The organism is Halorarum salinum (genome assembly GCF_013402875.1).
Lineage (GTDB): Archaea > Halobacteriota > Halobacteria > Halobacteriales > Haloferacaceae > Halorarum > Halorarum salinum.
In genome coordinates this window covers 3977771-4003091 of record NZ_CP058579.1, presented here as the reverse complement: position 1 = coordinate 4003091, position 25321 = coordinate 3977771, and the positions used below count along the sequence as shown (strand labels likewise).

The window sequence follows — 25321 nt, the reverse complement described above, 5'->3', positions numbered from 1 at the left end:
CTAGATCACCCCCTCCTCCCCGAGCCGGGCGTAGACGTCCTCGTCGAGGCCGAGTTCGTCGAGGTAGACGTCCTCGTTGTGGTGGCCGGGCGGGACGCCCATGTGCTCGACGGACCCCGGGGTCCGGGAGAACTTCGGGACCGCGGCCGGGGTCCGGAGCGTCCCGAACGTCTCGTCGTCGGCCTCGACGACGTCCTCGCGCGCCCGGTACTGGTCGTCCTCGTGGACGTCCGCGACGTCGTACACCGGTCCGACGATGGCGTCGTTGGCCTCCATCGTCGCGATCGCCTCGTCGGTCGACCGCTCCGAGGTCCACGCCTCGATGATCGCGTCGATCTCGTCGGCGTGTTCGACCCGTCTCTCGTTGGTCTCGAACCGCTCGTCCTCGATCAGGTCCGGCCGGTCGATGGCGCGGGCGACGTTCTCGAAGACGGACTGGGAGGACGCCGAGAGCGTCAGGTGGCCGTCCTCCGTCTCGTACACGCCGCGGGGCGAGGCGTTCTCGTGGCGGTTCCCGGTCCGATCGGGGACGCGGCCGAGCCTGTCGAACGCCTCGACGTCGCTCACGAACAGGCGGAACAGCGGCTCGTACAGGCTCACGTCGACGACCTGTCCCTCCCCGGTTCCGGCCCCGACGTCCCGCTCGAAGAGCGCGAACATGGCGCCGTGGACGGCGAACTGCGCGGCGGTGAGGTCGGCGAGGCTGATCGGCGGAAGCAGCGGCTCCCGGTCGGGGAAGCCGTTCACCTGCGCCCACCCGGAGATCCCCTCCGCGATCGTTCCGAAGCCGGGTTTGTCCGCGCGTGGACCGGTCTGGCCGTACCCCGACAGGCGCACGAGGATCAGCGACGGGTTGTGCTCGTGGAGCCGCTCCGGACCGAGCCCCCACCGCTCCATCGTCCCCGGGCGGAAGTTCTCGAACGCGAGGTCGGCGTCCTCGATCAGTTCGAACGCGAGCGCCTGACCCTCCTCGGAGCTCAGATCGAGCGTGACGCAGCGCTTGTTCCTGCCGATCGACTTGTACCACAGCGACGTCCCCTCGTCGAACGGGGGCCACTCGCGGAGCGGGTCGGGCTTGCGGGGGTGCTCGACGCTGACGACGTCGGCGCCGAAGTCGGCCAGCTGCATCGTGGCGAAGCCCCCGCTGATCATGCCCGAGAAGTCGATGACGCGGAGTCCCTCCAGCGGCTTGCTCTCCGGATCCATTGCCAGGTACCCGAGACTCGGTTACGCGCGGCTTCAAAACGCAGCTACCGGCAACGTTTGCTCCCTGTTCCCGGCGGTCGACGCGCCACGTGGTCGAGCGCCGTCCGACGCGGACGGGCCCTCCCGCCTCACATGGCGTAGCGGTAGTTGATCGAGATCTCGTCGGCCGCCTCCAGGACGCCCCGGATGAGGCCCTCGCGGTACTCGTCGTCCTGTAGCCGGCCGGTGGGACACGCGATGGAGGTCGACCCGACGAGCTCCCCCTCGACGAGGATCGGCGCGGCGACGAGGCTGACCCCGACGACGACCTGGTCGCTGTCGACGGCGTACCCCTCCTCGACGATCCGCGACAGCTCGGCCCGCAACTCCCCGCCGTCGGTGATCGTGTGCTCGGTCACCCGTTCGAGCCCGCGGGTCTCGATTATCTCCCCGACGCGGTCGTCCGGCAGGTGTGCCAGGATGACCTTGCCGGCGGCGTGGGCGTGGATGGGGAACCGGAGCCCCGGATACGTCCCCATGTCGACCGTCGAGACGTCCCCCTCGTGGTGGAGCAGCACCCACTCTCCCCCCTCCTCGATGCCGATGTGGGAGAGTTCGTCCAGCTCCGAGGAGAGCTTCCGGAGCGGCGCCCGCGCGGCGTTGAACAACGAACTCCTGTACTTGACGCGGCTCCCCACGCCGAGGAACCGGTAGCCGATCCGGTACTTCCCGCCCCGGTTCATCACGTACCCCGTCCTCTCGAGCGTCGTCAGGTAGTCGTGGGCCGTGGCCCTCGTGACGCCGAGCCGCTCGGCGATCTCGGACGGGCCGGCCTCCCGCTCCCGCTCCAGGACGTCGACGATCTCGAACGCCCTGAGGACCGTCTTCAGCGGCCGCGTCTTCCCGGTCATGGGCGGGCTTCGGACGCGATTACTATAAGTAGTACGGATTTCTCTGACGGCCGACCGCGGCCGCTCGCCGACGGAACGAGGTGTAGGTTCGCGAACGAGGGGGGGCGAACCGGGCCGCCGTGCCCGGTCGGAAGGGGGGACCGAGCGGAATCCTCCCCGAACGTTCGTTCGTTTCACGCGGTCGAGTTCCGAGCCAACCGTCGCGGTCGAACGAGTGCGTTCGAACATCTCTGACGATTCGACGGGAGATACTTACAGTAGTACGATTGTAACGGAATTGATATCGTGAGGCGTAGTTCGGGAAGGATGCCGTTAGACCGTGACATCGGTTGCCACGAGTCACGCGATGGAGCCTGTTGACTCGATCCACCTTAAAGAGCGGACGCGGAGTCAGAGTATCTCCGACAGTCGTCCGGTCGATCCCCCCGTGGAGTCACGGTTCGGCCCGGTCAGCGTCGGCGCCGGTCGTCGTGTACGGACCGAACGGGGCGGTCGGGAGTAGCACGACCATAAACCGTCCAGTTCCGACGGGCGTCCGACCGCCGCGCGGAGCGAGACGGACGGACACCCCGCCGGGGCGCTGATCGGCCGGATGGCGGCATCGCGCCCCGGGAAGGGAAGCCGCTCGGCGGGTGCGTCGCGGTCGGTTCAGCGTCGACCGGAGCCACCTGCAGGCGGTCCCCGACCTGCTCGTCCGGATTGTGTTCGAGGCGCCGGGTCTCGGGTCGGACCGACCCGACGGCGTCCCACGCTCACCCGCGCCGACGCCGAGCGCTGGATATAACTACGTCATGGGCGACGTCCCATCCGTCATGGGTCGACCCAGCATCAGGGACCAGATCGGATTCGACGACCGGGTAGTGTGTGTCACCGGCGGCGCCGGGGGGATCGGGACCGCCATCGGCGAGGCGGTCGCGGAACTCGGGGCGGACGTCGCCCTCGCGGACGTCGACGTCGATGGCGCGAGGGGGAACGCTCGCTCGCTGGAGGAGGAGTACGGCGTCGACGCGCTCGCGGTCGAGACGGACGTCTCGAACTACGACGACGCGCGGGCGATGGTCGACGCGGTGGAGGACGGCCTCGGTCCGATCGACGCGCTCGTGAACAACGCCGGCGTCGCGAACACCGAACCGTTCGCGGAGACCGACCCGGCCGACTGGGACACGTTGATCGGCGTCGCCCTGTACGGGACGTTGAACTGCACGCACGCCGTCCTCCCGTCGATGAAGGCGCGGGGCGAGGGCGTCGTCGTCAACTTCGCCAGCGGGTCCTACCGCGGCAACGATCCGGGGCTCTCCGTCTACGGCGCCGCGAAGGCGGCGAACGTGTCGTTCACGAAGACGCTCGCGAAGGAGGTGGGGGAGGACGGCGTCCGCGTCAACTGCGTCTCGCCGGGAACCGTCCGGACGCCAGCGACCGAGGAGTGGGTCGCCGAGCACGAGGACGCCATCGCGGAGGCGTACGCGCTGAAGCGCATCGGCGAACCGGAGGAGGTCGCGAACGTGGTCGCGCTCCTGGCGAGCGAGGCGACCGGGTGGGTGACCGGCGAGGTCGTCCACGTCGACGGCGGGTACGTCCGACGGTAGCGCGGCGAGCGCCGTCGACGCGACGCGGCGATCGGCGGGGGCGATTCCGGTTCGGCGGCGCGGGGATATTTTTATGTGTTCACGCGAGTACCTTCCCGACGATGGCAGCGACGACACCCCCACCGAGTGAGGAGAAACTAAAGCAGCAGATACAGAACGGCCGCATGATCGAGTCGGTCGAGGAGATGACGCCGGGCTACAAGGAGGCGCTCAAGCTGCCGCTGCAGGTGAACGCCGACATCGAACTGATGAGCGCGCCGTGCCTGTTCGAGCAGGCGATGAACGCGCCGAGCCTGGACGCCCGGGGGGCGGAGCTGTCCACCATCCAGGACGAGGTGGGCCACTCGTACATCTCGCTCCGGCTCCTCCAGAACCTCGGCGAGGACATCGACGAGATCATCTACGGACGCGAGCCCCAGGAGTGGCGGTCCGCGTACGCGTTCGAGATGTTCCTCGACGACTTCGCCGAGCAGACGGTGTTCCACGCCTTCCTCGACGAGGCCGGGCTCACCCTGCTCTCGGACATCTACGAGAACACCTCCTACGCCCCGTGGAAGCGGGCGTTACTGAAGGTCGAGAAGGAGGAGCAGTTCCACATCCGCCACGGTCGGACGTGGTTCCGCCGCCTCGCGAGGAAGAACGAAAACACGAAGCGGAAGCTCCAGGACGCGGTCGACTGGCTGTTCCCGATGGGGCTCGAACTGTTCGGGTTCCCGGACGACCTGAAGACCCACACCGACCAGTTCGAGTACCGCATCAAGGGGATGACGAACGACGAGCTCCGCCAGGCGTGGATGGACGAGGTCGTCCCGCTGTGCGAGGAGTACGACGTCGACGTCCCGGCCCACTACGACGAGGAGGCCGACGAGTACGTCCTCGAGTTCGAGTTCCCCGTCGCGTTCGACGAGACGGAAAAGCAGTGGTACTTCGACGACCCGGTCACCTGGGACGACGTGCTGGAGCGGTGGCGCGAGGGCGGCCCCGCACAGGAGGAGTTCGTCGGGATGATCCAGAGCGGCGACCTCTACGATGGCGTCAGCCAGTACACGGCCTGAACGGTCACAGTTCACACGACTTCAAAAACATGTCTGCGAACACACGAACGTCGGCGCGGTCACGAAACGGGCGGTCGCGGAGCGGAGAAGAGTTTATGACCGGGACGACCGAGGAAACCACATAGCGAAATGAGCGCACACAACGTACGAGTCACGGGATCGGACGTCGACGCCCTCGACGGCGTCTCCGAGTTCGAGCGCCGGCTCGTCGAACGGATCGACGCGGAGGTGATGGACCCGCACGTCCCCGTCAGCCTCGTGGAGATGGGCATGATCTACGACGTCCACCACGAGGGCGCGGACGTGACCGTCGAGATGACCTACCCCTGCATGGGCTGTCCGGCCTACCAGATGCTCCAGGACGACGTCGAGGAGGCGCTCCTCGACCTCGACGGCGTCGAGGACGTGTCGATCGAGGTGGTCTGGGACCCCGTCTGGTCGAAGGACAGGCTCGACGAGGACGTCCAGCGGAAACTGCGGGAATCGGGGACTGCGATATGAACTACGAAGTACTCACCCGGATCAACCCGGGAGACGACCTGAAACACATCGGGAGCGTACGGGCGCCGTCGGACAAACTGGCGAAGAACTACGCGGACACGACGTACGACGAGGAGGACTGGTGTTACATGGTGCTCGTCCGCCGGGACGACCTCGTCAAGGTCACCGGCGAGCCGGACGAGCGGGTGACGACGGGTGAGCTGGCATGACCGACGGGTGGCCCGCCGAGGCGGTCGACTACGTCCAGGCGATCGCGGACACGAAGCTCATGCTCTCGCACTGGTACGCCGAGCAGGCGTTCCTGGGGCCGAACATCTCCGACAGCATCGCGCTGTTCAGCCTCACGCAGGACGAGTACGGGCAGGTCCGCCAGTTCTTCCTCCAGCTCGAGGGACAGGGCCGCGACGGCGACTGGCTCAGGGAGGACCGCGAGGGCGACGAGTTCTGCAACGCCGCGACGACCGACCGGCCGGCGCCCGACTGGACGCGGTTCGAGGTCCGGTTCGGGCTGACCGACCGGGCGGCGCTGCTGCTGCTCGACGCCATCGTCCACGACGACTTCGCGGGACTCACGGACAAGATGAGCGAGGAGGAGTACTCCCACTTCGACTTCCACGACGGCTGGCTCGAACACCTCGCGAGCTCGGAGCCCGAGGAGTTCCAGGCGGCCCTCGAGGAGACGCTCCCCGACGTGCTGGCGTTCGTCGGCCCGTCCGAGTACGACGACGGCACCGACCCGCTCCTCGAGGCGGGGTTCACGGACCGCTCGGTCGCCGAACTCCGGGAGGCGTTCCTGGACCACTGCGAGGGGCTCACGAGCGGGACGGACGTCACGGTCCCGGAGCCCGACGGGCTGGCCGCGGCCGACTGGGACGGGCGCCGCCGCCGGATCGTCGAGGGCGGGATCGAGGCCAACGTTCTGGAGTCCATCCGGGGAACCCGGAACAAGGAGTTCGCCGCGGAATGAGCCGATCCGACGGGGACGACCGGCCGGACGAGGACGTCTCCTGTCCGTTCTGCGGCTCCTCGGACGTCGTCAAGGACTCGGACTTCGGCCCCGAGGTGTCGAAGAGCCAGTACTACTGTAACGCCTGTGAGACCCCCTTCGAGCGGATCAAATGGGGCGAAGCCAGGCGCCCCGACACCGGCCGCTGACGCCGCGTAGCGGACCCACTCCGAGGGTTTAAGTCGGCCGAGGGACCACTCCCGGGACGCATGGAACTCACCGTTCGCGAGGCGACGATCGAGGACGGGGAGGGGCTCCTCGACCTCTGGCACGGGTTCACGTCCCACCTCGCCGAGTTCAACGACCGATACGAGGCCAAGGAGGGCGCCGACGAGCACTGGCTCTCGTACTTCGAGAACCAGCTGATCGATTCGAAGTACAGCACGGTGCTGCTCGCCGTGGACGGGGGGGAGGAGTACGTCGGGGTGCTCGAGGTTCGGATCGTCGGGGAACACCCGATCTTCCAGCTCGACCGCCACGGGAAGATACACGGGCTGTTCGTCCGGGAGGACGCGCGGGGGGACGGCGTCGGACGGGCGCTGCTCGACGCCGCCGAGGCCTGGTTGAGCGAGGAGCCCCGCGGCGTCGGGTTCTACCGCATCGACGCCGTCGAGGGCGACGAGGAGGCGCGCGACGCCTTCCGCGAGCTCGGGCTGGATCCGATGAAACACACCTTCGAGGGGACGCTGTAACGATGGTGGAGACGTACGAGGTCGAGTTCGTGAACGAGGGCGTCACCCTCGAGGTGTCGGAGAACGAGTCGATCCTGGACGTCGGCGAGGAGATGGGCCTGTCGCTCCCATACCGCTGCCGGCGGGGGATCTGTGGCGTCTGCTGTGCCAGCCGCGAGGAGGACGGCGACGTGGAACAGTCGGAGGGGATGTTCCTCTCGGAGTCGGAGAAGGAGGACGGCTACGTCCTGACGTGCATCGGGAAGCCGCTGTCGGACCTGCGGATCGAGACGAACTCGAGCCCGTAGGTCCGCGGACCGCTCCGGCGGTTCGACCGCTATCGACCCTCGAACTCGGGCGCCCGGTCCTCCGCGAACGCCTCCATCCCCTCCGCGTGGTCGTGGGTCCGGGAGAGGGTGACCCAGATGTGGCCGCCGTAGTCGAGCGCCTCCTCGTAGCCGACCTGTCGGGTCATGTTGGACGCGTCCTTGATGCCGCGGAGCGCGAGCGGCGGCTTGCTCGCGAGGGTGTCAGCGAACTCCCGAACCGCGTCCTCGAGCTCCTCGGCCGGCCGGACCTCGGTGAGCACCCCCCACTCGAGGGCCTGCTCCGCGTCGATCTTCTTCCCGGTCATGCACAGCTCCTTCGCCCGGCTCACGCCGACGATCGTCGAGAGCCGCTGGGCGGCGCCGCCGCCGGGGAGCAGGCCGAAGTTGACCTCCGGCTGGCCGAACGTGCTGGCCTCGCTCGCGAAGCGGAAGTCGCAGGCGATGGCGAACTCGAACCCCCCGCCGAGACAGAGGCCGTCGACGCTCGCGATCACCGGCGCGTCGTACGACTCGATCGCGTCGGTCGCCTCGCAGAAGAGGTCGGGGATCAGCTTCCGCTCGTCGTGGTCCTCGAGCCCCTCCATCTCGCGGAGGTCGAGGCCGCTGCTGAACGCCTTCTCGCCGGCACCGTCCACGATCACCGCGCTGACGGCGACCCCGTCGGCCTCGTCGTCGAGTTCCTCGAAGCGGTCGAAGGCGGCGATGACCTCGCGCTGCATCGTCTCGTCGATCGCGTTCATCGCCTCCGGGCGATCGAGCGTGACCTCGCCGATGCCGGTCTCCTCGTCGAAGCTCCACGAGATGGCGTCGAAATCCGGGTCGGACATCGAATCCCAGTTGTCGGGGATTCCTTATATAATCAGTGGGTCCTCGGGGATTCGGCGGGTAGCGGCGCGGAGCGCCCGTCGGGGCCCGCCCGACCGCCGTGCGGTCGCGACCGCGTGGAACCCGCCCGGGGGACGGTTCGCCCTCGGTCGGCGGTCGCGGTCGACCGATCACCCGGAGCCGACGAGTTCGACCGCCTCGGCCGGGAAGGGGACGCGTTCGCCGTCGCCGTCGAAACAGCCGTAGCTGAGGTCCGCCCGGATGCAGACGTCGTCGGTCGACTCCCGTCGCAACTCGTAGGCGACGTCGATCGCATCCTCGTCTGCGTCGAGCACCCGTCCGACGATCGCGATCTCGTCCTCGAACCGGATGGAGTTCTCCAACGTCATGTCCCAGCCGACCGGGACGAACGGGTACGCCCCGTCCGTCAGCGAGCGGAGCGAGCGGCCCCGGTCCTCGAGGAACGTCTCGAGCGTGATCGACAGCTCCCGGGCGTAGTCCTCGAAGTAGCCCAGGTTCGCCGCCTCCAGGAGCGGCGTCCTGAACGTCACGTCGCGAGCGAACTGGGGGCCGTCCCCCTCGACGGGTCGGGGGTCGATCTCGACGGGCCGGCGGTCCGCCGATCCGAGCGATTCCAGCTCGTCGCGGAGGGCGGGCGTGATCGGCTCCGCGGCCCCGTCGGGGGTGATCGTCACCTGGACCATGGTGGCGTGGCCGAACTCGGCCCCGTCGGAGGCCCGTTCGAACCGGTAGGCGAACTGCACGTGGTTCTCCCCGATCGAGACCGGTTCGACGTCGACGACGATCGTGTCCTCGTAGCGAGGGTACCGGGAGACGTCGGCGTGGATCGCGACCGGCGCGTACGGGACCCCCCCCGCCTCGACGATCTCCTCGACGGTGTAGCCGAGTTCGTAGGAGAGCTCCTCCGTCGCCTCGATCAGGAGGTCGAAGAACGTCGCGTTGTGCAGGAGTGGACCGTACGAGAGTTCGCCGAACCGCACCTTGTGGCGGAGGAGTTCGCCCATGGAAGGGCCTGGATTCCGACGGGCAAATCCGTTGTGATTCCGTCGACGTCCCCGGCGGGACCGACCTGAATTCGGGGTGAACTTTTAACTGTATTTCCCGCTACGCTCGGCCATGGACGTCACCTCGATGTTCGAACGATCCGTCTCCCGGACGCCGGACCGGGACGCCGTCGTCGACGTCGCGACCGGCGAGCGCCACACCTACGAGGAACTGGCAGCGGAGGTCGAGTCGGTCGCCGCCGGACTCGTCGACCGCGGGATCGGGCCCGGCGACCGCGTCGCCGTCAGCATGGCGAACCGGCCGGAGCACGCGGCGACGTTCCTGGCGACCCAGAGGGTGGGGGCGGTCGCGGTCCCGTTCAACTTCCGCCTCCCGGCGGACGACGTCGACTACCACCTCCGGGACTCCTCCCCGTCGGCGTTCGTGTTCGACGACCTCTCGCGGGAGGCGGTCGAACGCGCCCAATCCGGCGGGGGACTCGACTGTGGGACCCGCGTTCACGTCGGGGACGACACCCCGTCCTTCGCCGAACCGTACGGGGAGTTCCGCGGCGGGTCCCTCGCGGGGGACGCCCCCGAGGTCGGACCGGACGACCCGAGCGTGATCCTGTACACGTCGGGGACGACGGGCGACCCCAAGGGCATCCCGATCAGCCGCGAGGCGACCGTCGCGCGCACGCTCAGCAACTCGCTCGGGCAGGGGTACTACCTCCGCGAGACGATGCTCGGGGTGATGCCGCTGTATCACACCGTCGGCCTACACGGGATCCTCTGTTCGATGATGGCGGCGAGCGGGACGTACCTGTGCATGCCGGAGTTCGACCCCGGGGTGGCGGTGCGGACGATCGACGCCGAGGGCGTGACGGCGCTCCACGAGGCGCCCACGATCTTCCGGCACATGCTGAACGCCGACGCGGTCGAGGGGGCCTCCCTGGACACGGTCGCCACGGTCGCGTACTCGGGGGCGCCGATGGACCGGACGCTCTTCGAGGCGGTCGACGGGGCGTTCGACCCGGAGCGGTTCACCAACGTCTACGGCAACACCGAGACGTACGATCCGCTCGAGTTCGTCGACCTGCGGACCGTCGACGAGCCGACGGTCGTGGGGAACAGCCACACGTTCCATCGGACGCGCATCGTCGACCTCGACGCGGCGGATCCGGCGGAGACCGTCGCCCCCGGCGTCGAGGGCGAACTCGTCGTCCACACCGATTCGCCGGCCTCGTTCTCCGGGTACCTGAACGAACCGGAGGAGACGCGGAAGGCGATCGTCGACGGCTGGTACTTCACCGGCGACGCGGCCTACGAGCGGGAGGACGGGAACGTCGTCGTGACGGGGCGGGCGGACGACCTCGTCATCAGCGGCGGCGAGAACGTCCACCCGGCCGAGGTCGAGGACGTGTTGACCGCACACGCGGACGTGACCGAGGTCGGCGTCGTCGGGAGCCCCAGCGAGGAGTGGGGCGAGATCGTGAAAGCCTACGTCGACGGCGACGCCACGGCCGAGGTCCTCGACGAGTGGTGTCGGGAACACGACGGGCTGGCGGACTTCAAACGGCCGCGCGAGTACGAGTTCGTCGAGAAGATTCCACGCAACCCGAGCGGGAAGATCATGCGGTACCGGCTCCGGCAGGACGACGGATGACCGGACCCGGCGTGTGGCCCTTCGGGGGCGTGGTCGTGCCGTCTCGCGCCCTTTCCGGCCGACCTCGAACGCGTCCCCGTTCCCGTCGAACGCGCCATGTCGCCGTCGAACGCGGGCCGGTGGAACGGCCGGTCGCCGGGCGTTTTCCCCGTCGCTAGCAGGATTTATGGTGGGCCGGGTCCGTCACCCGGTAACGATGCTGGAAGTTGATGACGTTACGAAACAGTTCGGCGGGCTGGTCGCCGTCGACGACGTCGATTTCGAGATCGGGGAGGGCGAGATCGTCGGCCTGATCGGGCCCAACGGCGCGGGCAAGACGACGCTGTTCAACACGATCACGGGCATCTTCGACCCCGAACCCGGCGGCGTCGTGGAGTTTGACGGGCGGAACCTGGTCGAGCTGGACACACACGAGATCGCTCGACTCGGGGTGATCCGGACGTTCCAGATCGTCCGCGTCTTCGACGAGATGACCGTGCTCGAGAACGCCGCGGCCGGCGCCATCTTCGGCTCCGAGGAGTCCGTCTCCCGGTCGGAGGCGCGCGAGCGCGGCCGGGAGGTCCTCGAGTTCATCGGGCTCGCAGACAAGGCGGACGTGGAGGCCGGCGCGCTCCCCATCGCCCGGAAGAAACAGCTGGAACTCGCCAGGGCGCTCGCCGCCGAACCCAAGCTCGTCCTGCTCGACGAGATCGCGAGCGGGCTCACGCCGGGGGAGATCGAGACGCTCACCGACACCATCCGGCGCATCCGCGACGAGCGCGGCGTCTCGGTGTTCTGGATCGAGCACATCATGGACGCCATCATGGGCGTGGCCGACCGGATCATCGTGTTGAACAGCGGGGAGAAGATCGCCGAGGACACCCCGGCCGGGATCAGGGAGAACGAGGCCGTCGTCGAGGCCTACCTGGGTGAGGAAGCATGATCGAGGCGACGGAGATCGACGTCTCCTACGACGGCATCCAGGTGATCTGGGACCTCTCGCTGTCCGTCCCCGAGGACGAGGGCGTGATCGCCATCGTCGGACCCAACGGCGCCGGCAAGTCGACGCTGCTGCGGGTGCTCTCGGGCCTCCACCCCATCGACGACGGTCGGGTGACGCTGTGGGGCGAGGACGCCAGCACGCTCGAGCCCTCGGAGATCGTCGAGAAGGGGTTCGTCCACGTCTCGGAGGAGCGGAACCTCTTCGACGAGATGACCGTCAGGGAGAACCTGGAGATGGGCGCGTACACCCGCCGCGAGGGGCTGGAGGGGAACGTGCGGGAGGTGTTCGAACTCTTCCCGGTGCTCGAGCGGCGCGCGTCCCAGCGGGCCGGCTCGCTCTCGGGCGGGGAACAGCAGATGCTCGCCATCGGCAGGGGGCTGATGGCCGAGCCGAAGATCCTGGCGCTGGACGAGCCCTCGGAGGGGCTCGCCCCCCAGATCACCGCCCGGATGTTCGAGAAGATCGAGGAGATCAGCGAGGAGGTGACGGTCCTGCTCGTCGAACAGCACGTCCACAGGGCGCTCTCGCTCGCCGGGCGCGCGTACCTGCTGGAGAACGGCGAGATCGTCACCCAGGACACGGGTCCCGGCCTCCTCGAGTCCGAGTACGTCGAGGAGGCGTACCTGTAGGGCGTTCGAACGCGGGACGTTCGGAGGAACGGTTCCCTTCGTTTCGCCGACGGAACCGCGGAGGCGTGCCGGTCGTTACCCGGCCGGTTCGTCGTCCGGCTTGTCGTCGCGCTCGTCGGACATGACGCCGATCCCGGCGAGCCGATCGTCGACCGCGGGGATGACGCCGCTCCTGAAGTAGAGGAACAGGAAGACGAGCAGGGCGCCGAAGATCGCGGTCCGCCAGTTGGTGAGGGTCGCGCCGAGGATCTCCTCTATGGCCACGACGATGCCGGCACCCACGACCGGGCCGAGCGTCGTCCGGAGGCCGCCGACGATCAGGACGATGAGCACGAGCACGTCGACCGTCTGGAACGCGAAGGCGCTCGGGAGGATGTAGCCCGCCTCCAGCGCGTAGAACGCCCCGACGAGCCCGAAGACGAACGCGCTGACGAAGCCGGCGACGACCTTGTAGTGGACCACGTCGACGCCGATGGAGGCGGCCGCCGTCTCGTCCTCGCGGATGGCCTGGAAGGCGACCCCGTAGTTCGAGTGGACGAGCCAGACGTACGCGAGGAGAAGGCACACGAGCAGCAGGAGCGAGAGGTAGTAGAGGACGAGCTTCTCGCCGAGACCCACCGCCTCCGCGATCTCGGACATCGAGAAGTACGTGTACGCGAAGCCGGTCGAGCCGCCGGTGACGTCGCGGGCGCCGACCAGCACCTCCGAGATGACGAGCTGCAGGTTCAGGGTGAGAATCGAGATGAGCACCACCGTGAACTTCCGCTTCGCGGCGATCCAGCTCACGGACAGGCCGACCAGCCCGGCGAACAGCGCCGCGATCGGGAGGGTGAGCCAGGCCGTGATCCCGAGCCAGTCGGTGAGCAGGGCCGTCCCGTACGCGCCGATCCCCGCGAGCCCGCCCATGAACAGGAACAGCTGATCGGTCTGGCCGAAGACGACGTTGAGCGCGACCGCGAACATCGCGACGACCAGGAGGTGGACGAGGACCGTCTGGTAGTAACTGCTGCCGAGCACCGGAAGCGGCGCGAGCGCGAGCAGGACCGCGGCGAGGCCGACGTTCCGGACCTCGTCCCGTGGCAGGGCGATCACGAGATCACCTCAGGTTTCGCGACCAGGACGACGATCGCCGTCCCGAACAGGATGATCATCGCGACGTACGAGCCGACGAAGAAGTTCGCGAACTCGTTCACGATGCCCAGGAGGAGCCCCGCGCCGATCGCGCCGGTGAGGCTGCGCACTCCCCCCACGATGGAGACGATGAGCGCGTACACGGTGAACTGGAACCCGGAGGCGACCGACACGTTCGAGCCGAAGGCGAAGACGATTCCGGCCAGACCCGCCACCGCGATGGAGAGGACGAAGATGAGCGTGCGAATCCGCCGGGGGTTCACGCCGACGAGTTGCGCCCCGCGTTCGTCCTGGAAGACGGTGCGCGTGGCCTTGCCGACGAACGTCCGCCGGAGGAACGCGAACAGCACGAGGAGCATCGCGACCCCCACGGCGATGATGACGAGCGAACTCCCCGTGACCGCGGCGCCCCCGACCGGAACCACGCCGACGTCGAGCGGGAGCGTGTACCGTGCGGGGTAGAAGTTGCTCACGGCGCCGTCGATGAAGATCACCAGTCCCAGCGTCGTGAAGATGCCGAGGAGGATCCGTTCTTCCCCCTCCGACCGATAGACGAGCGAGAGGAGCGTTCGGTCGATGAGGAGTCCCAGCGCGGTCACCGCGACGAGCGCGACGAGTATCGCGACGACGAGCCCCTGACCGCGACCGAGCATCACGGTCGCGAAGATGACCGCAAGCACCGAGAACGCCCCGATGGCCAGGTTGAGTACGTCGCCGAGCCCGAACACGAGCGTGATTCCGACCCCGAGCAGGGCGAGGAATACGCCGAACGCGATCCCGTCGACCGCGACGGCGACCATCGTGCCTATCGTTACCATATACTACTACGAAGAGGCACAGCCCGGGTCGTATATGTTTCGGATTATCATGAAGCTCCGGCCGCCGAAAAATCGCCGTCGGGCCCGTCGCCGGGGAGCGTCCGCGTTACTGTCCCGGCTCGCGCGCCGGCACGGGGTCGGACCGGAACAGTTCCTCGTAGCTGTACTCGCCGTCGGAGTAGTACGACGGCGCCTCCTGCAGTATCCTGCTGTAGGTCACGACGGCCTGGTCGAGTTCGCCGTACTGGGAGTACTGCATCGGTTCGGGGCTGAGCGTCTCGAACTGGATGTTCCGGGTGGCCTCGGCGAGAGCGGCCGGGTCGGCCTCGCCGGCCTCCTCGATCGCCGCTGCCAGCATCTTCCCCGTCATGTAGCCGTACGCCGTGTGCGTGTTGAACTGCGCGTCGTTCTCCTCGCCGAAGCCTTCGGCGGCGTCGACGAACTGGTCGGTGTAGGGGTCGGACTGGTGGACGTGGACGTACCCCTCCAGGGCGTCGTCGCTCAGCACGCCCGAGAGCAGCTGTGGGGGGGTGCTCGCCCCGGAGACGACGTCGGGCGTGTAGCCGAGTTCGTACACCTGATTGGCGATGGTGGCCGACCCCGGCGGGTGGCCGCTCGCGATTAGCATCTCCAGGTCGTCGGGCATCTGGCGGATGTACGACTTGAAGTCGTCCGCGCCGAGGGGCGCGACCTGGACGTTCACGTCGGCGTCGAAGTACTCCTCGATCGCCGACTCGGCGGATCGGCCCCATGCGTAGTCGCCGACGATGGCACCCAGGCTCGAGTAGCCGGCGTCCGAGAAGGCGGTGGCCTGCGCCCGGATGTACGTCGACGCCGGGAGCAGCCCGACCCGGAAGACGTACTGGGTGTCCTGCGTGATGACGTCGTCCGTACCGGACATGTGGAGGAAGTGGGGAACCTCCAGCTCCGCCGCGGTCTGGGCGACCCTGAGGCCCACGTCGGAGGACACCGCCCCGGTCGAGACGATGGCGCCGTTCTGTTCGACCGACCGCCTGAACGCGGAGTCGGCCTCCGCCGGGTCGGACCCGGTGTCGGTCACGTCGAGTTCGAGTTCCCGGTCGAGCACGCCGCCGTCGGCGTTGACCTCGTCGACGGCGAACTGGAGGCCCGCTCGGTGGACCCCGGCCCAGGCGGAGAACGGCCCGGAGAGCGGCTCGAGCGCGGCAACGGTGATCGGTCCCGAGGAGCCGCCGTTTCCGCCGCCGTTGCCGCCCTCGGAACACCCTGCCAGGATGCCGGCCGCCGCCACGCTACCGCTCGCCTTGAGGAACGATCTCCTGTCTGTGTAGGACATGAACTATCAGTACGTTAGCTCTCTTTTATAAGTACCGGTCAGTTTTTCCGGCTGACGGGCTGAGAGAATCCCCCTACCGGCCGGTTAGCGATCCTTCGGCCGCGGTCGAACTGGCTCGTGCGCCGACCTCGGCGACACGAAGGCGCCGTGACGGAAACCTCACGTAACGTTTATGGGGATTCTTGACCACCGACTCCACGATGTCGAGAGACGATAGCATGACACGCGCCGAGATCTCCGACCGGATCTCCCGGGCACGGTCGCTCATCCAGGAGGTGCGCGACGACGCCGCGATACCGGTCGTCGCCACCTCGGCCCACCAGGCGGACGTCCTCTGTCACCGCATCATGTGGGAGATGGGTGCCGAGTCCGGGACGACGCCGGAACTGGAGGAACCGATCGAACGCGAGGACTCCGAGTGATGCGCGACACCTTCCGATCCCGGTACAACGACGCGGCGCACGACAACGAGCACTGGAACGAGCACATGGAGACGATGTCGCGGGAGGACCTCGACGAACTCCACCTCCGTCGGATCCGGCGGAACGTCGAGTACGCCTACGAGAACGTCCCGTTCTACCGGGAGATCTACGACGACGCCGGCGTCGAACCCGCCGACATCCGGACGCTGGAGGACTTCAACACGAAGGTGCCCATCATCGACAAGCCCGAACTGATGCGCATCCAGAGGGAACACGGCGGGGACCCGTTCCGCGGCCGGGACCCCTCGGGCGCCGAACACCACCTCTACCGGTTCCAGACGAGCGGGACGACCGGCGAGCCCCTCCAGGAGGCGATCACGGAACCGGCGACGAAGGCGGTCGGCGACGCGTGGAACTACGGCTTCTGGCGGTGCGGCGTCCGGCCGGAGGACACGTTCTACTTCGCGTTCCCCTTCGGCACGTTCCTCGGCTTCTGGAGCGCGTACTGGGGCGCGCGGCGCCTGGGCGCGACCGTCAGGAGCGGCGCCGGCCAGTCCACAGAGGAGCGCGTCAAGGACATCGTGAACGTCGACCCGGACGTCGTGGTCATGACGCCGACGTACGCGATGTACCTGCTCGAGAAGGCCGACGAGATGGGGGTCGACCTGGCCGACACCAGCGTCCGACTCACCGTCCACGCGGGCGAGAAGGGTCCGTTCGTCGACTCCGTCCGGTCCCGGATCGAGGAGGGCTGGGGCGCCGACGTGTCGGACACCTACGGCCAGTCGGAGTCGATCTACATCGCGACGACGATGAACGTCGAGTCCGGCGGCATCAGCCCGGTCGAACCGTACTACTACTCGACGGTCGTCGACCCGGCGACCGACGAGGTGATCGAGGAGGACGGCGCCCGGGGCGAGCACATCATCACCGCGCACATCCCGACCGCCCCGGGGCTCACGCTCCGGTACCGGTCACACGACATCGTCGAGATGTACCACGACGCATCGGACGTCTACGACACGGACCTCACCTGGAAGTTCTTCAAGGGCGGCGTGCTGGACCGCACCGACAACATGCTCACGATCCGCGGGACGAACGTCTACCCCCGCGCGATCGAGGAGATCATGACGGGGGTTCCGGGCGCGACGCCCCACTACGAGATCCACGTCGACCGCGAGTCGGGCAACGATCGGATGACGGTGAAGATGGAGGCCGACCCCGAACTGGACGGGGACGGCTACCCCGACCTCCGGGACGAACTGCGGGCGGAGATGCAGGAGGCCGTCGGCGTCGGGATCGACTTCGAGATCCAGACGCCCCGGAGCCTCCCGCGGTACGAACTCAAGTCGCGGCGGTTCTTCGACCACCGCGACCAGGCGTAACCGTCGACGCGCGCGGACCGGCACCAGTCGGGACGGTCCCGCGAGTAGCGCCCGCCATCCCCCGCGCCGACGCGCGCCGGCCCCGTCGACCGCCGGAACGCCCACCAGAACGTTCAATGCGGTGAACGTCCCTCGTTGGGACATGTCATCGTCGGTCAAACGGCTCGATCCGGACGCGGAGGTCCCCGAGGAGGCCTTCGAGGAGTACATCGTCGACATGGACTTCCACGTCAACCCCGTGGAGGACGAGTTGCTGGCGTACGTCGAGGACGACCGGGCGCTCGACAAACTGACGACCGAGTTCGGGGCGACCCCCATCGCCGGCAAGTGGGACGCGGCCTACGGAATCGAGGAGGGTCAGGAGGGCCTGTTCACCCAGGGCCGGGCGAAGTACGCGGAGGACGTCCGGGAGGCCTGCGAGGGGATCGCGGTCGACGAACCGATCGTCAACCCGGGCATCAACAACCTCACCCTCCAGCACCACCCCGTGCTGAAGAACGCCGTCTGTCAGGCGGCGAACGACTACATGCTCGACAACTTCGTCGACGAGGGGATGTACACGGCGATGATGGTGCCCAAGTGGGACCCGGAGTACGCGGTAGCCGAAATCGACCGGGTCGCCTCGGAGGACGGAATCGTCGCCGCCTACTCGTGGTTCGACCCGAAGGTACCGTGGGGGAACGAGCGGTTCGACCCCGTCTTCGAGAAACTCGTCGAGCACGACCTCCCGCTGCTGCTCCACGGGTCGCTCGCGTACTGGCCCCAGCACTCCTACGTCGGCGACGACATGCTGACCTGGACCGAGGTGCTCGGCTTCGACTGGCCGCTCCACGGGATGGTGAACGTCGTCAACATGATCATGCGCGGGGTGTTCGACGAGTTCCCCGACCTGAACGTGGTCTTCCAGGAGGCCGGCCACTGGTGGAGCCCGTTCCTGCGCTACCGGATGGACGAGTTCTACGAGATGCACCCCGACGACGTCCAGATCACCCCGCGGAAGATGGAGTCCGGCGAGCGGTACCTCCAACAGGCCCCCAGCGAGTACCTCCGGGAGAACGTCTACCTCTGTACCCAGCCGTTCGCGCTGCCGAGAAACTCCGGGGAGGCGCGGAAACTGCTCGACCTGTCGCTCGCGGACGAGATGTTCACCTACTCCAGCGACTGGCCCCACCAGACGCTGGACCCGCCGACGTGGTTCTACACCTCGAACGCGTTCGACGACGACCTCCGGGAGCACGTTTTGAGCGGCAACGCGACCGAGATCCTGAACATCTAGCCATGAGCCGCGAGAACTCATCCACCGACGGCCGGGACGACGGCTTCACGAGGGTCGCCTCGGCGGCGGAGATCCCCGAGGGGGAGGGCGTCGGGTTCGACGTGGGCGGCATCGAGGTCGCGGTGTTCAACGCCGGCGACGGGTTCCACGCGATCAGCAACCGGTGTGCCCACCAGGGGGCGCCGCTGTGCAAGGCCGGCGAGGAGAAGATCAACGCCGAGGACACCTGGACGGGGACGCGGGGCGGCGTCGACGCGGAGTCGAAGACGGTGTCCTGCCCGTGGCACCTCTGGTCCTGGGACCTGGAGACGGGCGAGCACGAGGCGTCGGGCAAGCGGATCGGCACCTTCGACTGCAAGGTCGAGGACGGCGACGTGCTGGTGCGCATCTGACCCGGCGGCCGGGCGTCGACCCCCGGCGTCGGTCGCGTTCCTCGCCGCCGCGGCCCCCTTCGTCGGGACGACCCCTCCCGGCGTGTGTAGTTTTATGGTCGCGGGCCACCGGTTCCAACGTGTGCCGAGGGACAAGACCACGGGGATGGCCGAGGCCGTCTCACGGATGGACGCCGGGAGTTCCGTCGCGGCGGGGCTGGCGCTCGAACACGCCGTCCCGTTCGCCGCGGGCCACGAACTCGTCCGGCAGGGCATCGACGATCTGACGCTCGTCGGCCCCATCAGCGACGTGCTGTTCGACCAGCTGGTGGGGGCCGGACTCGTCTCGCGAATCCGCGCGGCGTGGATAGGGAACGTGAGCGCGGGGAGCGGCTACAACTTCCGCCGCGCCGTCGAGGGCGGCGCCCTCGAGGTGGAGAACCACTCGAACCTCTCGGTCTCGCTCGCGCTCCGGGCGGCGTCGATGGGGGTGCCGTACCTCCCGACCAGGTCGCTGCTCGGCAGCGACATCGCCGCCGAGCCGCAGTTCGAGGTGGCCGAGGACCCGTTCGAGGGGCAGCGCGTCGTGCAGGTGCCGGCCATCGCCCCCGACTGGGCGGTCGTCCACGTCCAGCGGGCGGCGCCGACCGGCGACGCGCACCTCTGGGGGAACGCGGGCATCACCTACGAGGCGGTCCGGGCGGCCGACCACGTCCTCGTCACGGCAGAGGAGGTCGTCGACGAGTCGGTCATCAAGAGCGACCCGAGCAGGACCCGCATCACCCGCGAGCAGGTGGACGCGGTGGTGGAGGTCCCGTTCGGCGCCCACCCCTCCCCCGTCGCGGGCCACTACGACCGCGACAACGAGTTCTTCCTCGAGTACGCCGAGGCGACCCGGGACGGCTTCGACGAGTGGGCCGACGAGTGGATCCACGGCGTCGACGGCCGGGAGGAGTACCGCGGACTGATCGACCGGGACCTGTCGGTGACCGAGCCGACCGTCGCCGCGGAGGTGCGCTATGGCCAGTGAGGGGTACACGCCGCGGGAACTGATGGTGAGCGCGGCCGCCCGCGAGATCGAGGACGGCGACGTGGCGTTCGTGGGGATGCGGCTGCCGCTCATCGCCTTCCAGGTCGCGGTGAGCACGCACGCGCCGAACGCGATGTCCGTCTTCGAGAGCGGCGTCGTCAGGGACGACCCGGCGGACGGGTTCCTCCACACCATGTGTGACCTGCCGAACCTGAACCGCGCCGTGTCGACGACCCACATGGGCGACGTGATGGGGCGGCTCGCCCGCGGCGACGTCGACGTCGGCTTCCTCGGCGGGGCGGAGATCGACCGGTACGGCAACCTGAACACGACGCGCGTCCGCGCCGGCGACCGGGAGGTCAGGCTCCCCGGGAGCGGCGGCGCCTGCGACATCGCCTGCATGGCCGGTCGAACGGTGATCCTGATGGCCCACGAGCCGCGGCGGTTCGTCGAGCGCGTCGAGTACGTGACCAGCCCGGGCCACGGCGAGGGCGGCGACTGGCGCGAGCGCGAGGGACTCCCGGGCGGCGGCCCCGCCGCGCTCGTCACGACGAAGGCGACGTTCGGCTTCGAGGACGGCGAACTCCACCTGCGGAGCCGACACCCGGGCGTCGAGGCCGGCGAGGTCGCCGCGGACTTCCCGTGGGAGCTCAGAACCAGCGAGGACGTGTGCGACGAGCCGGTCGCGACGACCGGGACGCCGACCGACGAGGAACTCGACCTCGTCCGGGAGTTCGACCCCGACGGCTTCTGGACCGGCTAGGCGACGATCCGGCCGCGTTCGGGGTGGGGGACGGCTCTCCCCGACTCGCACGGGGGCGCTCCGATTCGTGCTCGAATCGTAACCTCACCATCGACTCGGTAGGAACTTCTATATTCCACCCGTCTACATTGTCGCTTGCTATGCAAGCTCACGTTCCGGGAGAAAAGCTGCCGGACGCGGACGCGGGGCCGGACCTGTTGCACACGGTCCCGGAGGCGCACTACCCGCAGTCGATCAACGTCGCGACCGAGCTGGTCGACCGACACGTCGCGGACGGGCGCGGGGGGGACGTGGCGATCCGCTTCGGGGACGGGGAGACCACGTACGCCGAACTGCAGGAGCGAGTGAACGGCTTCGGGAACGCGCTGGCGGACCTCGGCGTCGAGCCGGGCCACCGCGTCCTCGTGCGGTTCCCGAACCGGCCGGAGGCGATCGTCGCGTGTCTCGCGGTCCAGAAGCTCGGCGCGGTCGCGCTCCCGTCGATGAAGCTGCTCCGCGCGAAGGAGCTCGAGTACATCGTGAACGACGCCGGCGTGACCCACGCCGTCGTCTACGACGACCTCCTCGACGAACTGGAGGAGGCGGCGCCCGAACTCGACACGCTGGAGGAGATCGTCGTCGCCGAGCGCGGCGCCGACGTCGACCACGACCACCGTCGCTTCGACGACCTGCTCGAGGCCGGCGACGCCGAACTCGACGCCCACGACACCGAGCGTGACGACCTCGCGCTGATGCTGTACACCAGCGGGACGACCGGACGGCCGAAGGGCGCGATCCACACCCACCGGCAGCTGCTCGCGTCGGCGGACACGTACGCCCGGTACTGCCTCGAACCGACCCGCGAGGACGTGTTCGGCGGGAACCCGCCGCTGCCGTTCGCGTACGGATACGGCGACCTCGTCACGTTCCCGCTCCGGTTCGGCGCGACGACGAGCCTCGTCGAGGACGCGACGCCGGAGGACCTGCTCGAGGCGGTCGAGGCCCACGGCATCACCGTGCTGTGCTCCATCCCCACGGCGTTCAACCAGATGCTCTCGGGGCACCCGAACGCGCCCGAGGAGTACGACCTCTCCTCGCTCCGCGCGGGGATGAGCGCGGGCGAGCCGCTGGCCCCGAGCACCTTCGAGACGTTCGAGGAGGACTACGGCATCACGCTACTCGACGGCATCGGGACGACGGAGATGCTCCACATCTTCGTCAGCCACCGCTACGACGGCGACGTCGACCCCTCCGCGACGGGCTTCCCGGTCCCGGGCTACGAGTGCAAGGTCGTCGACCCGGACACCCACGAGGAGCTCGAGCGCGGCGAGGCCGGCCTGCTCGCGGTCAGGGGCCCGACCGGGATCAGCTACTGGGGCCGCCCCGACAAGCAGGCCGAGTCGGTCGTCGACGGCTGGAGCTACCCCGGCGACATCTTCGTCCATCGGCCGGACGGGCGACTGGAGTACAAGTCGCGGCGCGACGACCTCATCATCTCCTCGGGGTACAACATCCCCGGCCCGGAGGTCGAGAACGTCATCCAGGAGCTCGACGCCGTCTCGGAGGTGGCGGTCGTCGGTTCGCCCGACGACGAGCGGGGACAGATCGTCAAGGCGTTCGTCGTCCCGGCGGACGGCGCGGACGCCGGCGACGACCTCGCGGGGTCGATCCAGGACCACGTCAAGAACACGCTGGCGCCGTACAAGTACCCCCGCGCGGTCTCGTTCGTCGAGGGGCTGCCGCGGACCGAGACCGGGAAGATCCAGCGCGTGAAGCTCCGCGAGCGCGAACACGGGGGCGCGGCCTGACGCCCGGCGTCGTCGAACCGCCGGCGAACCCCCGGACCCCCCTCGCCGACCCTCGACCCGCAGTCCGTGACGTGCGAGGACCGGTCACGGCGCCGGTCCGTGCATCGACGCGCCGGCGTCGAAGGGCCCGGAAACAGGAGCGCTTTTGCCCGGCCGCCGTGTCGTGCGGGTCGGACGATGACACGAACCTTCGAGGACATCGAGGTCGGCGCGGTCCACGACGTGGGGAGCTTCGAGGCGACCGAGGCGGAGATCGGGTCGTTCGCGGAGCGGTTCGACCCCCAGCCCATCCACGTCGACCCGGCGTCGGCCGCCGAGTCGATGTACGACGGGCTCATCGCCAGCGGCTGGTACACCGCGAGCGCCAGCATGCGGCTGCTCGTCGACGGGTTCTTCAGCGACACGGTCAGCATGGGATCGTTCGGCGTCGAGGAGCTCAGGTGGCGGACGCCCGTCCGCCCGGGCGACGTCGTGAGCGTCGAACTGGAGGTCCTCGACAAGACGGAGTCGAGCAGCCGCGAGGACCGCGGCTACGTCGAGAACGAGGTGCGGGGACACAACGAGGACGGCGAGGAGGTCGTCTACTGGCGCGCGACCAACATCATCGGCCGGCGGGAGTAGCGCTCGCCCGCGCCCGAACCCGGCGTTCCCGCACCCACATCGTCCGGGACCAGTGCTCCCGCCCAGCGTTTCCCGCTCCAGCGCTTGGCGCGCTCGATCAGGGGTCGCTCATCCGCAGGACGGGCTTGATCGCGTCGCCGCTCTCGGAGTCCTCAACCGCCCGTTCGATCTCGTCGAAGTCGTAGTAGGTGACGAGTTCGTCGAACGGGAACTTCCCTTGGCGGTGGAGTTCGACGAGGTCCGGGATGAACTGCTGGGGGTCGGCGTCGCCCTCGACGATGCCGGTGATCGTCCGGCCGTTGAGGATGAGGTCGTTGACGTCGTAGCTGGCCTCGGTCCCCAGCGCCGGCGCGCCGATGACGCCGAGCGTCCCCCGCCGGGCGAGCGACGCGACCGCCTGCTCGGCCACCTCGGGGACGCCGGTCGTCTCTAGGGCGTAGTCCGGGCCGCCGCCGGTCAGTTCGCGGACCGTCTCGACGACATCCCCCGCGTCCTCCGGGTCGACCGTCGCGGTCGCGCCCAGCTCCTCGGCTTTCGCCAGCCGGTCGGGCTTCAGGTCGACGGTGACGATCTCGGTACACCCCTTCAGGTCCGCGGCCATCACCGCCGAGAGGCCGACGGAGCCGGCCCCGAAGACGGCGATCGACGACCCGGCCTGGGGGTCCAGCGTGTTGATGACGCCCCCGGCGCCGGTCTGGATCCCGCAGCCCAGCGGCCCGAGGAGTTCGAGCGGGACGTCGTCGTCGACGGGGACGACGTTGCGCTCGGTGGCGACGGCGTGGGTGGCGAACGACGACTGGCCGAAGAACCGTCCGCTGATCGCCTCGCCGTCCTGCGAGATGGGCGAGGTCTCGTCGGCGGGCCGCGCCCCGCCGAAGTTGTGCGCGAAGAACGACTCGCAGTACGCCGGGTGGCCGTCCCGGCAGTCGCGACACGTCCCGTCGTAGTCGAAGCTCAACACGACCCGATCGCCCGGCGCGACGTCCGTGACGTCCTCGCCGACCGCCTCGACTACGCCCGACCCCTCGTGGCCCAGTACCGCCGGCAGCGGCGTCGGGTACATCTGGTCGCGGACGATCATGTCGGTGTGACAGACGCCCGCGCCGACCACTCGTACCAACACCTCCTCCGCTCGCGGGTCCTCCAGTTCGACGGTCTCGATCCCGAACGGACCTCCCTCCTCCCTGACGACGGCAGCCTCGATCTCCATGCGTCAAGCAGTACCGTGCATCGTGGCAAAAGCGTTCTCCCGAGCGTACGCCGCGGACGGCGGTCACTCCCCGGTGAACGACGGGTCGCGCTTCTCGCGGAACGCCTCGACCCCCTCCTCGTGGTCCGCGGTCTCGAGCAGCGTGCTCTGGGCCAGCGACTCGAGGAGGCCGGCGGTCCGGAGGTCGGCGTCCCGGGAGGCGTCGACGACCCGCTTCGCGAGGCCGAGCGCCTGCGGGGGCTGCTCGAGCAACCCGTCCGCGTACTCGGCCGCCGCGGACTCGGGGTCCCCGGCGACCCGCTCCACCAGCCGGAGGTCGCGGGCCTCCGTGCCGTCGATCAGCTCGCCGGTGAATATCAGATCCTTCGCCTTCCCGGGGCCGACGAGGTGGACGAGCCGCGAGCAGCCGCCGAGCCCGGGAACCAGCCCGATGTTGTGCTCGGGGAAGCCGAGCGTGGCGTCGGGCGCCGCGATGCGAACGTCGCAGGCCAGCGCGAGCTCCAGCCCTCCGCCGACGCAGGTGCCCTCGACGGCGGCGACGACGGGTCTCTCCATCGCCTCCAGTCCGTCGAAGACGTCGCCGAGGACGCGGGAGTTGCGCCTGAACTCGGCGGTCGTCCACTCCCGGGCGTCTTCGAACAACGAGACGTCCGCGCCGACCGAGAACACCCCGTCGGTCCCGAGGAAGACGATCACGCGAACGTCGTCCTCGCGGAGGCGGTCGAGCAGGTCGTTCAACTCGAAGCGCATCGGCTGGTCGATGGCGTTGACCGGCGGGTTCCGCAGGCGGACGGTCGCGACGCCGTCCGTCACGTCGACCTCGAGCGTGTCGAAGGACATAC

Annotated in this window: 28 protein-coding genes; 19 read left to right on the top strand and 9 right to left on the bottom strand. The window is 68.8% G+C overall.

The annotated features are described in order from the left end of the window. Entirely contained in the window at positions 1-1206 is a 1206-nt protein-coding gene (locus tag HUG12_RS20190; protein WP_179270497.1) for a CaiB/BaiF CoA transferase family protein, read from the bottom strand. A 128-nt stretch (positions 1207-1334) separates the two neighbouring features. Beyond that, positions 1335-2096 carry an IclR family transcriptional regulator gene (locus HUG12_RS20185; RefSeq protein WP_179270496.1) on the bottom strand — a complete coding sequence of 254 codons (762 nt, stop codon included), beginning with the start codon at positions 2094-2096 and terminating at the stop codon, positions 1335-1337. An 812-nt stretch (positions 2097-2908) separates the two neighbouring features. On the opposite strand from HUG12_RS20185, the gene HUG12_RS20180 reads away from it, so the two are divergent. The 8 genes from HUG12_RS20180 (at position 2909) to HUG12_RS20145 (ending at position 7223) form a co-directional block, all read left to right on the top strand. Next, positions 2909-3682: an SDR family NAD(P)-dependent oxidoreductase gene (locus tag HUG12_RS20180; protein ID WP_179270495.1), complete on the top strand. Its 774-nt coding sequence runs from the start codon at positions 2909-2911 to the stop codon at positions 3680-3682. Positions 3683-3783: 101 nt separating this feature from the next. Further along, complete coding sequence (locus tag HUG12_RS20175; protein WP_246308103.1) at positions 3784-4737, top strand: 1,2-phenylacetyl-CoA epoxidase subunit PaaC; 954 nt, start codon at positions 3784-3786, stop codon at positions 4735-4737. Between the two features lie 129 nt (positions 4738-4866). After that, the gene (locus HUG12_RS20170) at positions 4867-5238 is read left to right on the top strand and encodes a metal-sulfur cluster assembly factor (protein ID WP_179270494.1); all 372 of its coding nucleotides are present in this window, start codon (positions 4867-4869) and stop codon (positions 5236-5238) included. After that, entirely contained in the window at positions 5235-5447 is a 213-nt protein-coding gene (locus HUG12_RS20165) for a phenylacetic acid degradation PaaB family protein (RefSeq protein WP_179270493.1), read from the top strand. Before HUG12_RS20170 ends, HUG12_RS20165 begins: the two co-directional genes overlap by 4 nt. Next, entirely contained in the window at positions 5444-6205 is a 762-nt protein-coding gene (locus HUG12_RS20160; RefSeq protein ID WP_179270492.1) for a Phenylacetic acid catabolic protein, read from the top strand. The genes HUG12_RS20165 and HUG12_RS20160 overlap by 4 nt, the downstream gene beginning before the upstream one ends. After that, positions 6202-6393 (top strand): PaaD-like zinc ribbon domain-containing protein, encoded by a 192-nt coding sequence (locus HUG12_RS20155; protein WP_179270491.1) that lies wholly within the window; start codon positions 6202-6204, stop codon positions 6391-6393. Before HUG12_RS20160 ends, HUG12_RS20155 begins: the two co-directional genes overlap by 4 nt. 60 nt (positions 6394-6453) lie before the next feature. Beyond that, positions 6454-6936 (top strand): GNAT family N-acetyltransferase, encoded by a 483-nt coding sequence (locus HUG12_RS20150; protein ID WP_179270490.1) that lies wholly within the window; start codon positions 6454-6456, stop codon positions 6934-6936. A 2-nt stretch (positions 6937-6938) separates the two neighbouring features. Further along, positions 6939-7223 carry a 2Fe-2S iron-sulfur cluster-binding protein gene (locus HUG12_RS20145; RefSeq protein ID WP_179270489.1) on the top strand — a complete coding sequence of 95 codons (285 nt, stop codon included), beginning with the start codon at positions 6939-6941 and terminating at the stop codon, positions 7221-7223. A gap of 29 nt (positions 7224-7252) precedes the next feature. Here the strand turns inward: HUG12_RS20145 and HUG12_RS20140 are convergent, their stop codons facing one another. After that, entirely contained in the window at positions 7253-8071 is an 819-nt protein-coding gene (locus HUG12_RS20140; RefSeq protein ID WP_179270488.1) for an enoyl-CoA hydratase/isomerase family protein, read from the bottom strand. Positions 8072-8239: 168 nt separating this feature from the next. Next, positions 8240-9094 (bottom strand): acyl-CoA thioesterase, encoded by an 855-nt coding sequence (locus HUG12_RS20135; protein ID WP_179270487.1) that lies wholly within the window; start codon positions 9092-9094, stop codon positions 8240-8242. A 112-nt stretch (positions 9095-9206) separates the two neighbouring features. On the opposite strand from HUG12_RS20135, the gene HUG12_RS20130 reads away from it, so the two are divergent. The 3 genes from HUG12_RS20130 to HUG12_RS20120 all read left to right on the top strand — a co-directional run bounded on the left by HUG12_RS20130 (position 9207) and on the right by HUG12_RS20120 (position 12350). Further along, positions 9207-10739 (top strand): class I adenylate-forming enzyme family protein, encoded by a 1533-nt coding sequence (locus HUG12_RS20130; protein WP_179270486.1) that lies wholly within the window; start codon positions 9207-9209, stop codon positions 10737-10739. A 196-nt stretch (positions 10740-10935) separates the two neighbouring features. Next, positions 10936-11661: an ABC transporter ATP-binding protein gene (locus tag HUG12_RS20125; RefSeq protein ID WP_179270485.1), complete on the top strand. Its 726-nt coding sequence runs from the start codon at positions 10936-10938 to the stop codon at positions 11659-11661. After that, positions 11658-12350, top strand: a complete 693-nt coding sequence (locus HUG12_RS20120; RefSeq protein WP_179270484.1) for an ABC transporter ATP-binding protein — start codon at positions 11658-11660, stop codon at positions 12348-12350. The genes HUG12_RS20125 and HUG12_RS20120 overlap by 4 nt, the downstream gene beginning before the upstream one ends. A gap of 75 nt (positions 12351-12425) precedes the next feature. On the opposite strand, the gene HUG12_RS20115 is transcribed toward HUG12_RS20120, so the two are convergent. The 3 genes from HUG12_RS20115 to HUG12_RS20105 all read right to left on the bottom strand — a co-directional run bounded on the left by HUG12_RS20115 (position 12426) and on the right by HUG12_RS20105 (position 15614). Beyond that, complete coding sequence (locus HUG12_RS20115) at positions 12426-13442, bottom strand: branched-chain amino acid ABC transporter permease (RefSeq protein WP_179270483.1); 1017 nt, start codon at positions 13440-13442, stop codon at positions 12426-12428. Beyond that, positions 13439-14299 (bottom strand): branched-chain amino acid ABC transporter permease, encoded by an 861-nt coding sequence (locus HUG12_RS20110; RefSeq protein WP_179270482.1) that lies wholly within the window; start codon positions 14297-14299, stop codon positions 13439-13441. Before HUG12_RS20110 ends, HUG12_RS20115 begins: the two co-directional genes overlap by 4 nt. Before the next feature lie 106 nt (positions 14300-14405). Then, positions 14406-15614 (bottom strand): substrate-binding domain-containing protein, encoded by a 1209-nt coding sequence (locus tag HUG12_RS20105; RefSeq protein ID WP_179270481.1) that lies wholly within the window; start codon positions 15612-15614, stop codon positions 14406-14408. A gap of 200 nt (positions 15615-15814) precedes the next feature. Between HUG12_RS20105 and HUG12_RS20100 the strand changes: the two genes are divergently transcribed. From HUG12_RS20100 to HUG12_RS20065, 8 genes are all read left to right on the top strand, one after another. Further along, positions 15815-16036 (top strand): hypothetical protein, encoded by a 222-nt coding sequence (locus HUG12_RS20100; protein WP_179270480.1) that lies wholly within the window; start codon positions 15815-15817, stop codon positions 16034-16036. After that, the gene (locus HUG12_RS20095) at positions 16036-17421 is read left to right on the top strand and encodes a phenylacetate--CoA ligase family protein (protein ID WP_179270479.1); all 1386 of its coding nucleotides are present in this window, start codon (positions 16036-16038) and stop codon (positions 17419-17421) included. The genes HUG12_RS20100 and HUG12_RS20095 overlap by 1 nt, the downstream gene beginning before the upstream one ends. Positions 17422-17563: 142 nt before the next feature. Then, a complete protein-coding gene (locus HUG12_RS20090) occupies positions 17564-18697 on the top strand; it encodes an amidohydrolase family protein (protein ID WP_179270478.1) in 1134 nt (377 codons plus the stop codon). Positions 18698-18699: 2 nt separating this feature from the next. Further along, a complete protein-coding gene (locus HUG12_RS20085; protein ID WP_179270477.1) occupies positions 18700-19089 on the top strand; it encodes a Rieske (2Fe-2S) protein in 390 nt (129 codons plus the stop codon). 121 nt (positions 19090-19210) lie between these two features. After that, positions 19211-20098, top strand: coding sequence for a CoA transferase subunit A (locus HUG12_RS20080; RefSeq protein ID WP_246308102.1), 888 nt, complete (start codon positions 19211-19213; stop codon positions 20096-20098). After that, complete coding sequence (locus HUG12_RS20075) at positions 20088-20861, top strand: CoA-transferase subunit beta (RefSeq protein WP_179270476.1); 774 nt, start codon at positions 20088-20090, stop codon at positions 20859-20861. The genes HUG12_RS20080 and HUG12_RS20075 overlap by 11 nt, the downstream gene beginning before the upstream one ends. Positions 20862-21001: 140 nt before the next feature. Continuing rightward, positions 21002-22648 (top strand): acyl-CoA synthetase, encoded by a 1647-nt coding sequence (locus HUG12_RS20070; protein WP_179270475.1) that lies wholly within the window; start codon positions 21002-21004, stop codon positions 22646-22648. 177 nt (positions 22649-22825) lie between these two features. Further along, positions 22826-23269 (top strand): MaoC family dehydratase, encoded by a 444-nt coding sequence (locus HUG12_RS20065; RefSeq protein ID WP_179270474.1) that lies wholly within the window; start codon positions 22826-22828, stop codon positions 23267-23269. Positions 23270-23366: 97 nt separating this feature from the next. Here HUG12_RS20065 and HUG12_RS20060 read toward each other — a convergent pair whose 3' ends face one another. Together HUG12_RS20060 and HUG12_RS20055 are read right to left on the bottom strand one after the other, a co-directional pair. Beyond that, complete coding sequence (locus HUG12_RS20060) at positions 23367-24479, bottom strand: NAD(P)-dependent alcohol dehydrogenase (protein ID WP_179270473.1); 1113 nt, start codon at positions 24477-24479, stop codon at positions 23367-23369. Positions 24480-24542: 63 nt separating this feature from the next. Then, positions 24543-25319: an enoyl-CoA hydratase/isomerase family protein gene (locus HUG12_RS20055; RefSeq protein WP_179270472.1), complete on the bottom strand. Its 777-nt coding sequence runs from the start codon at positions 25317-25319 to the stop codon at positions 24543-24545. Positions 25320-25321 lie beyond the last annotated feature (2 nt).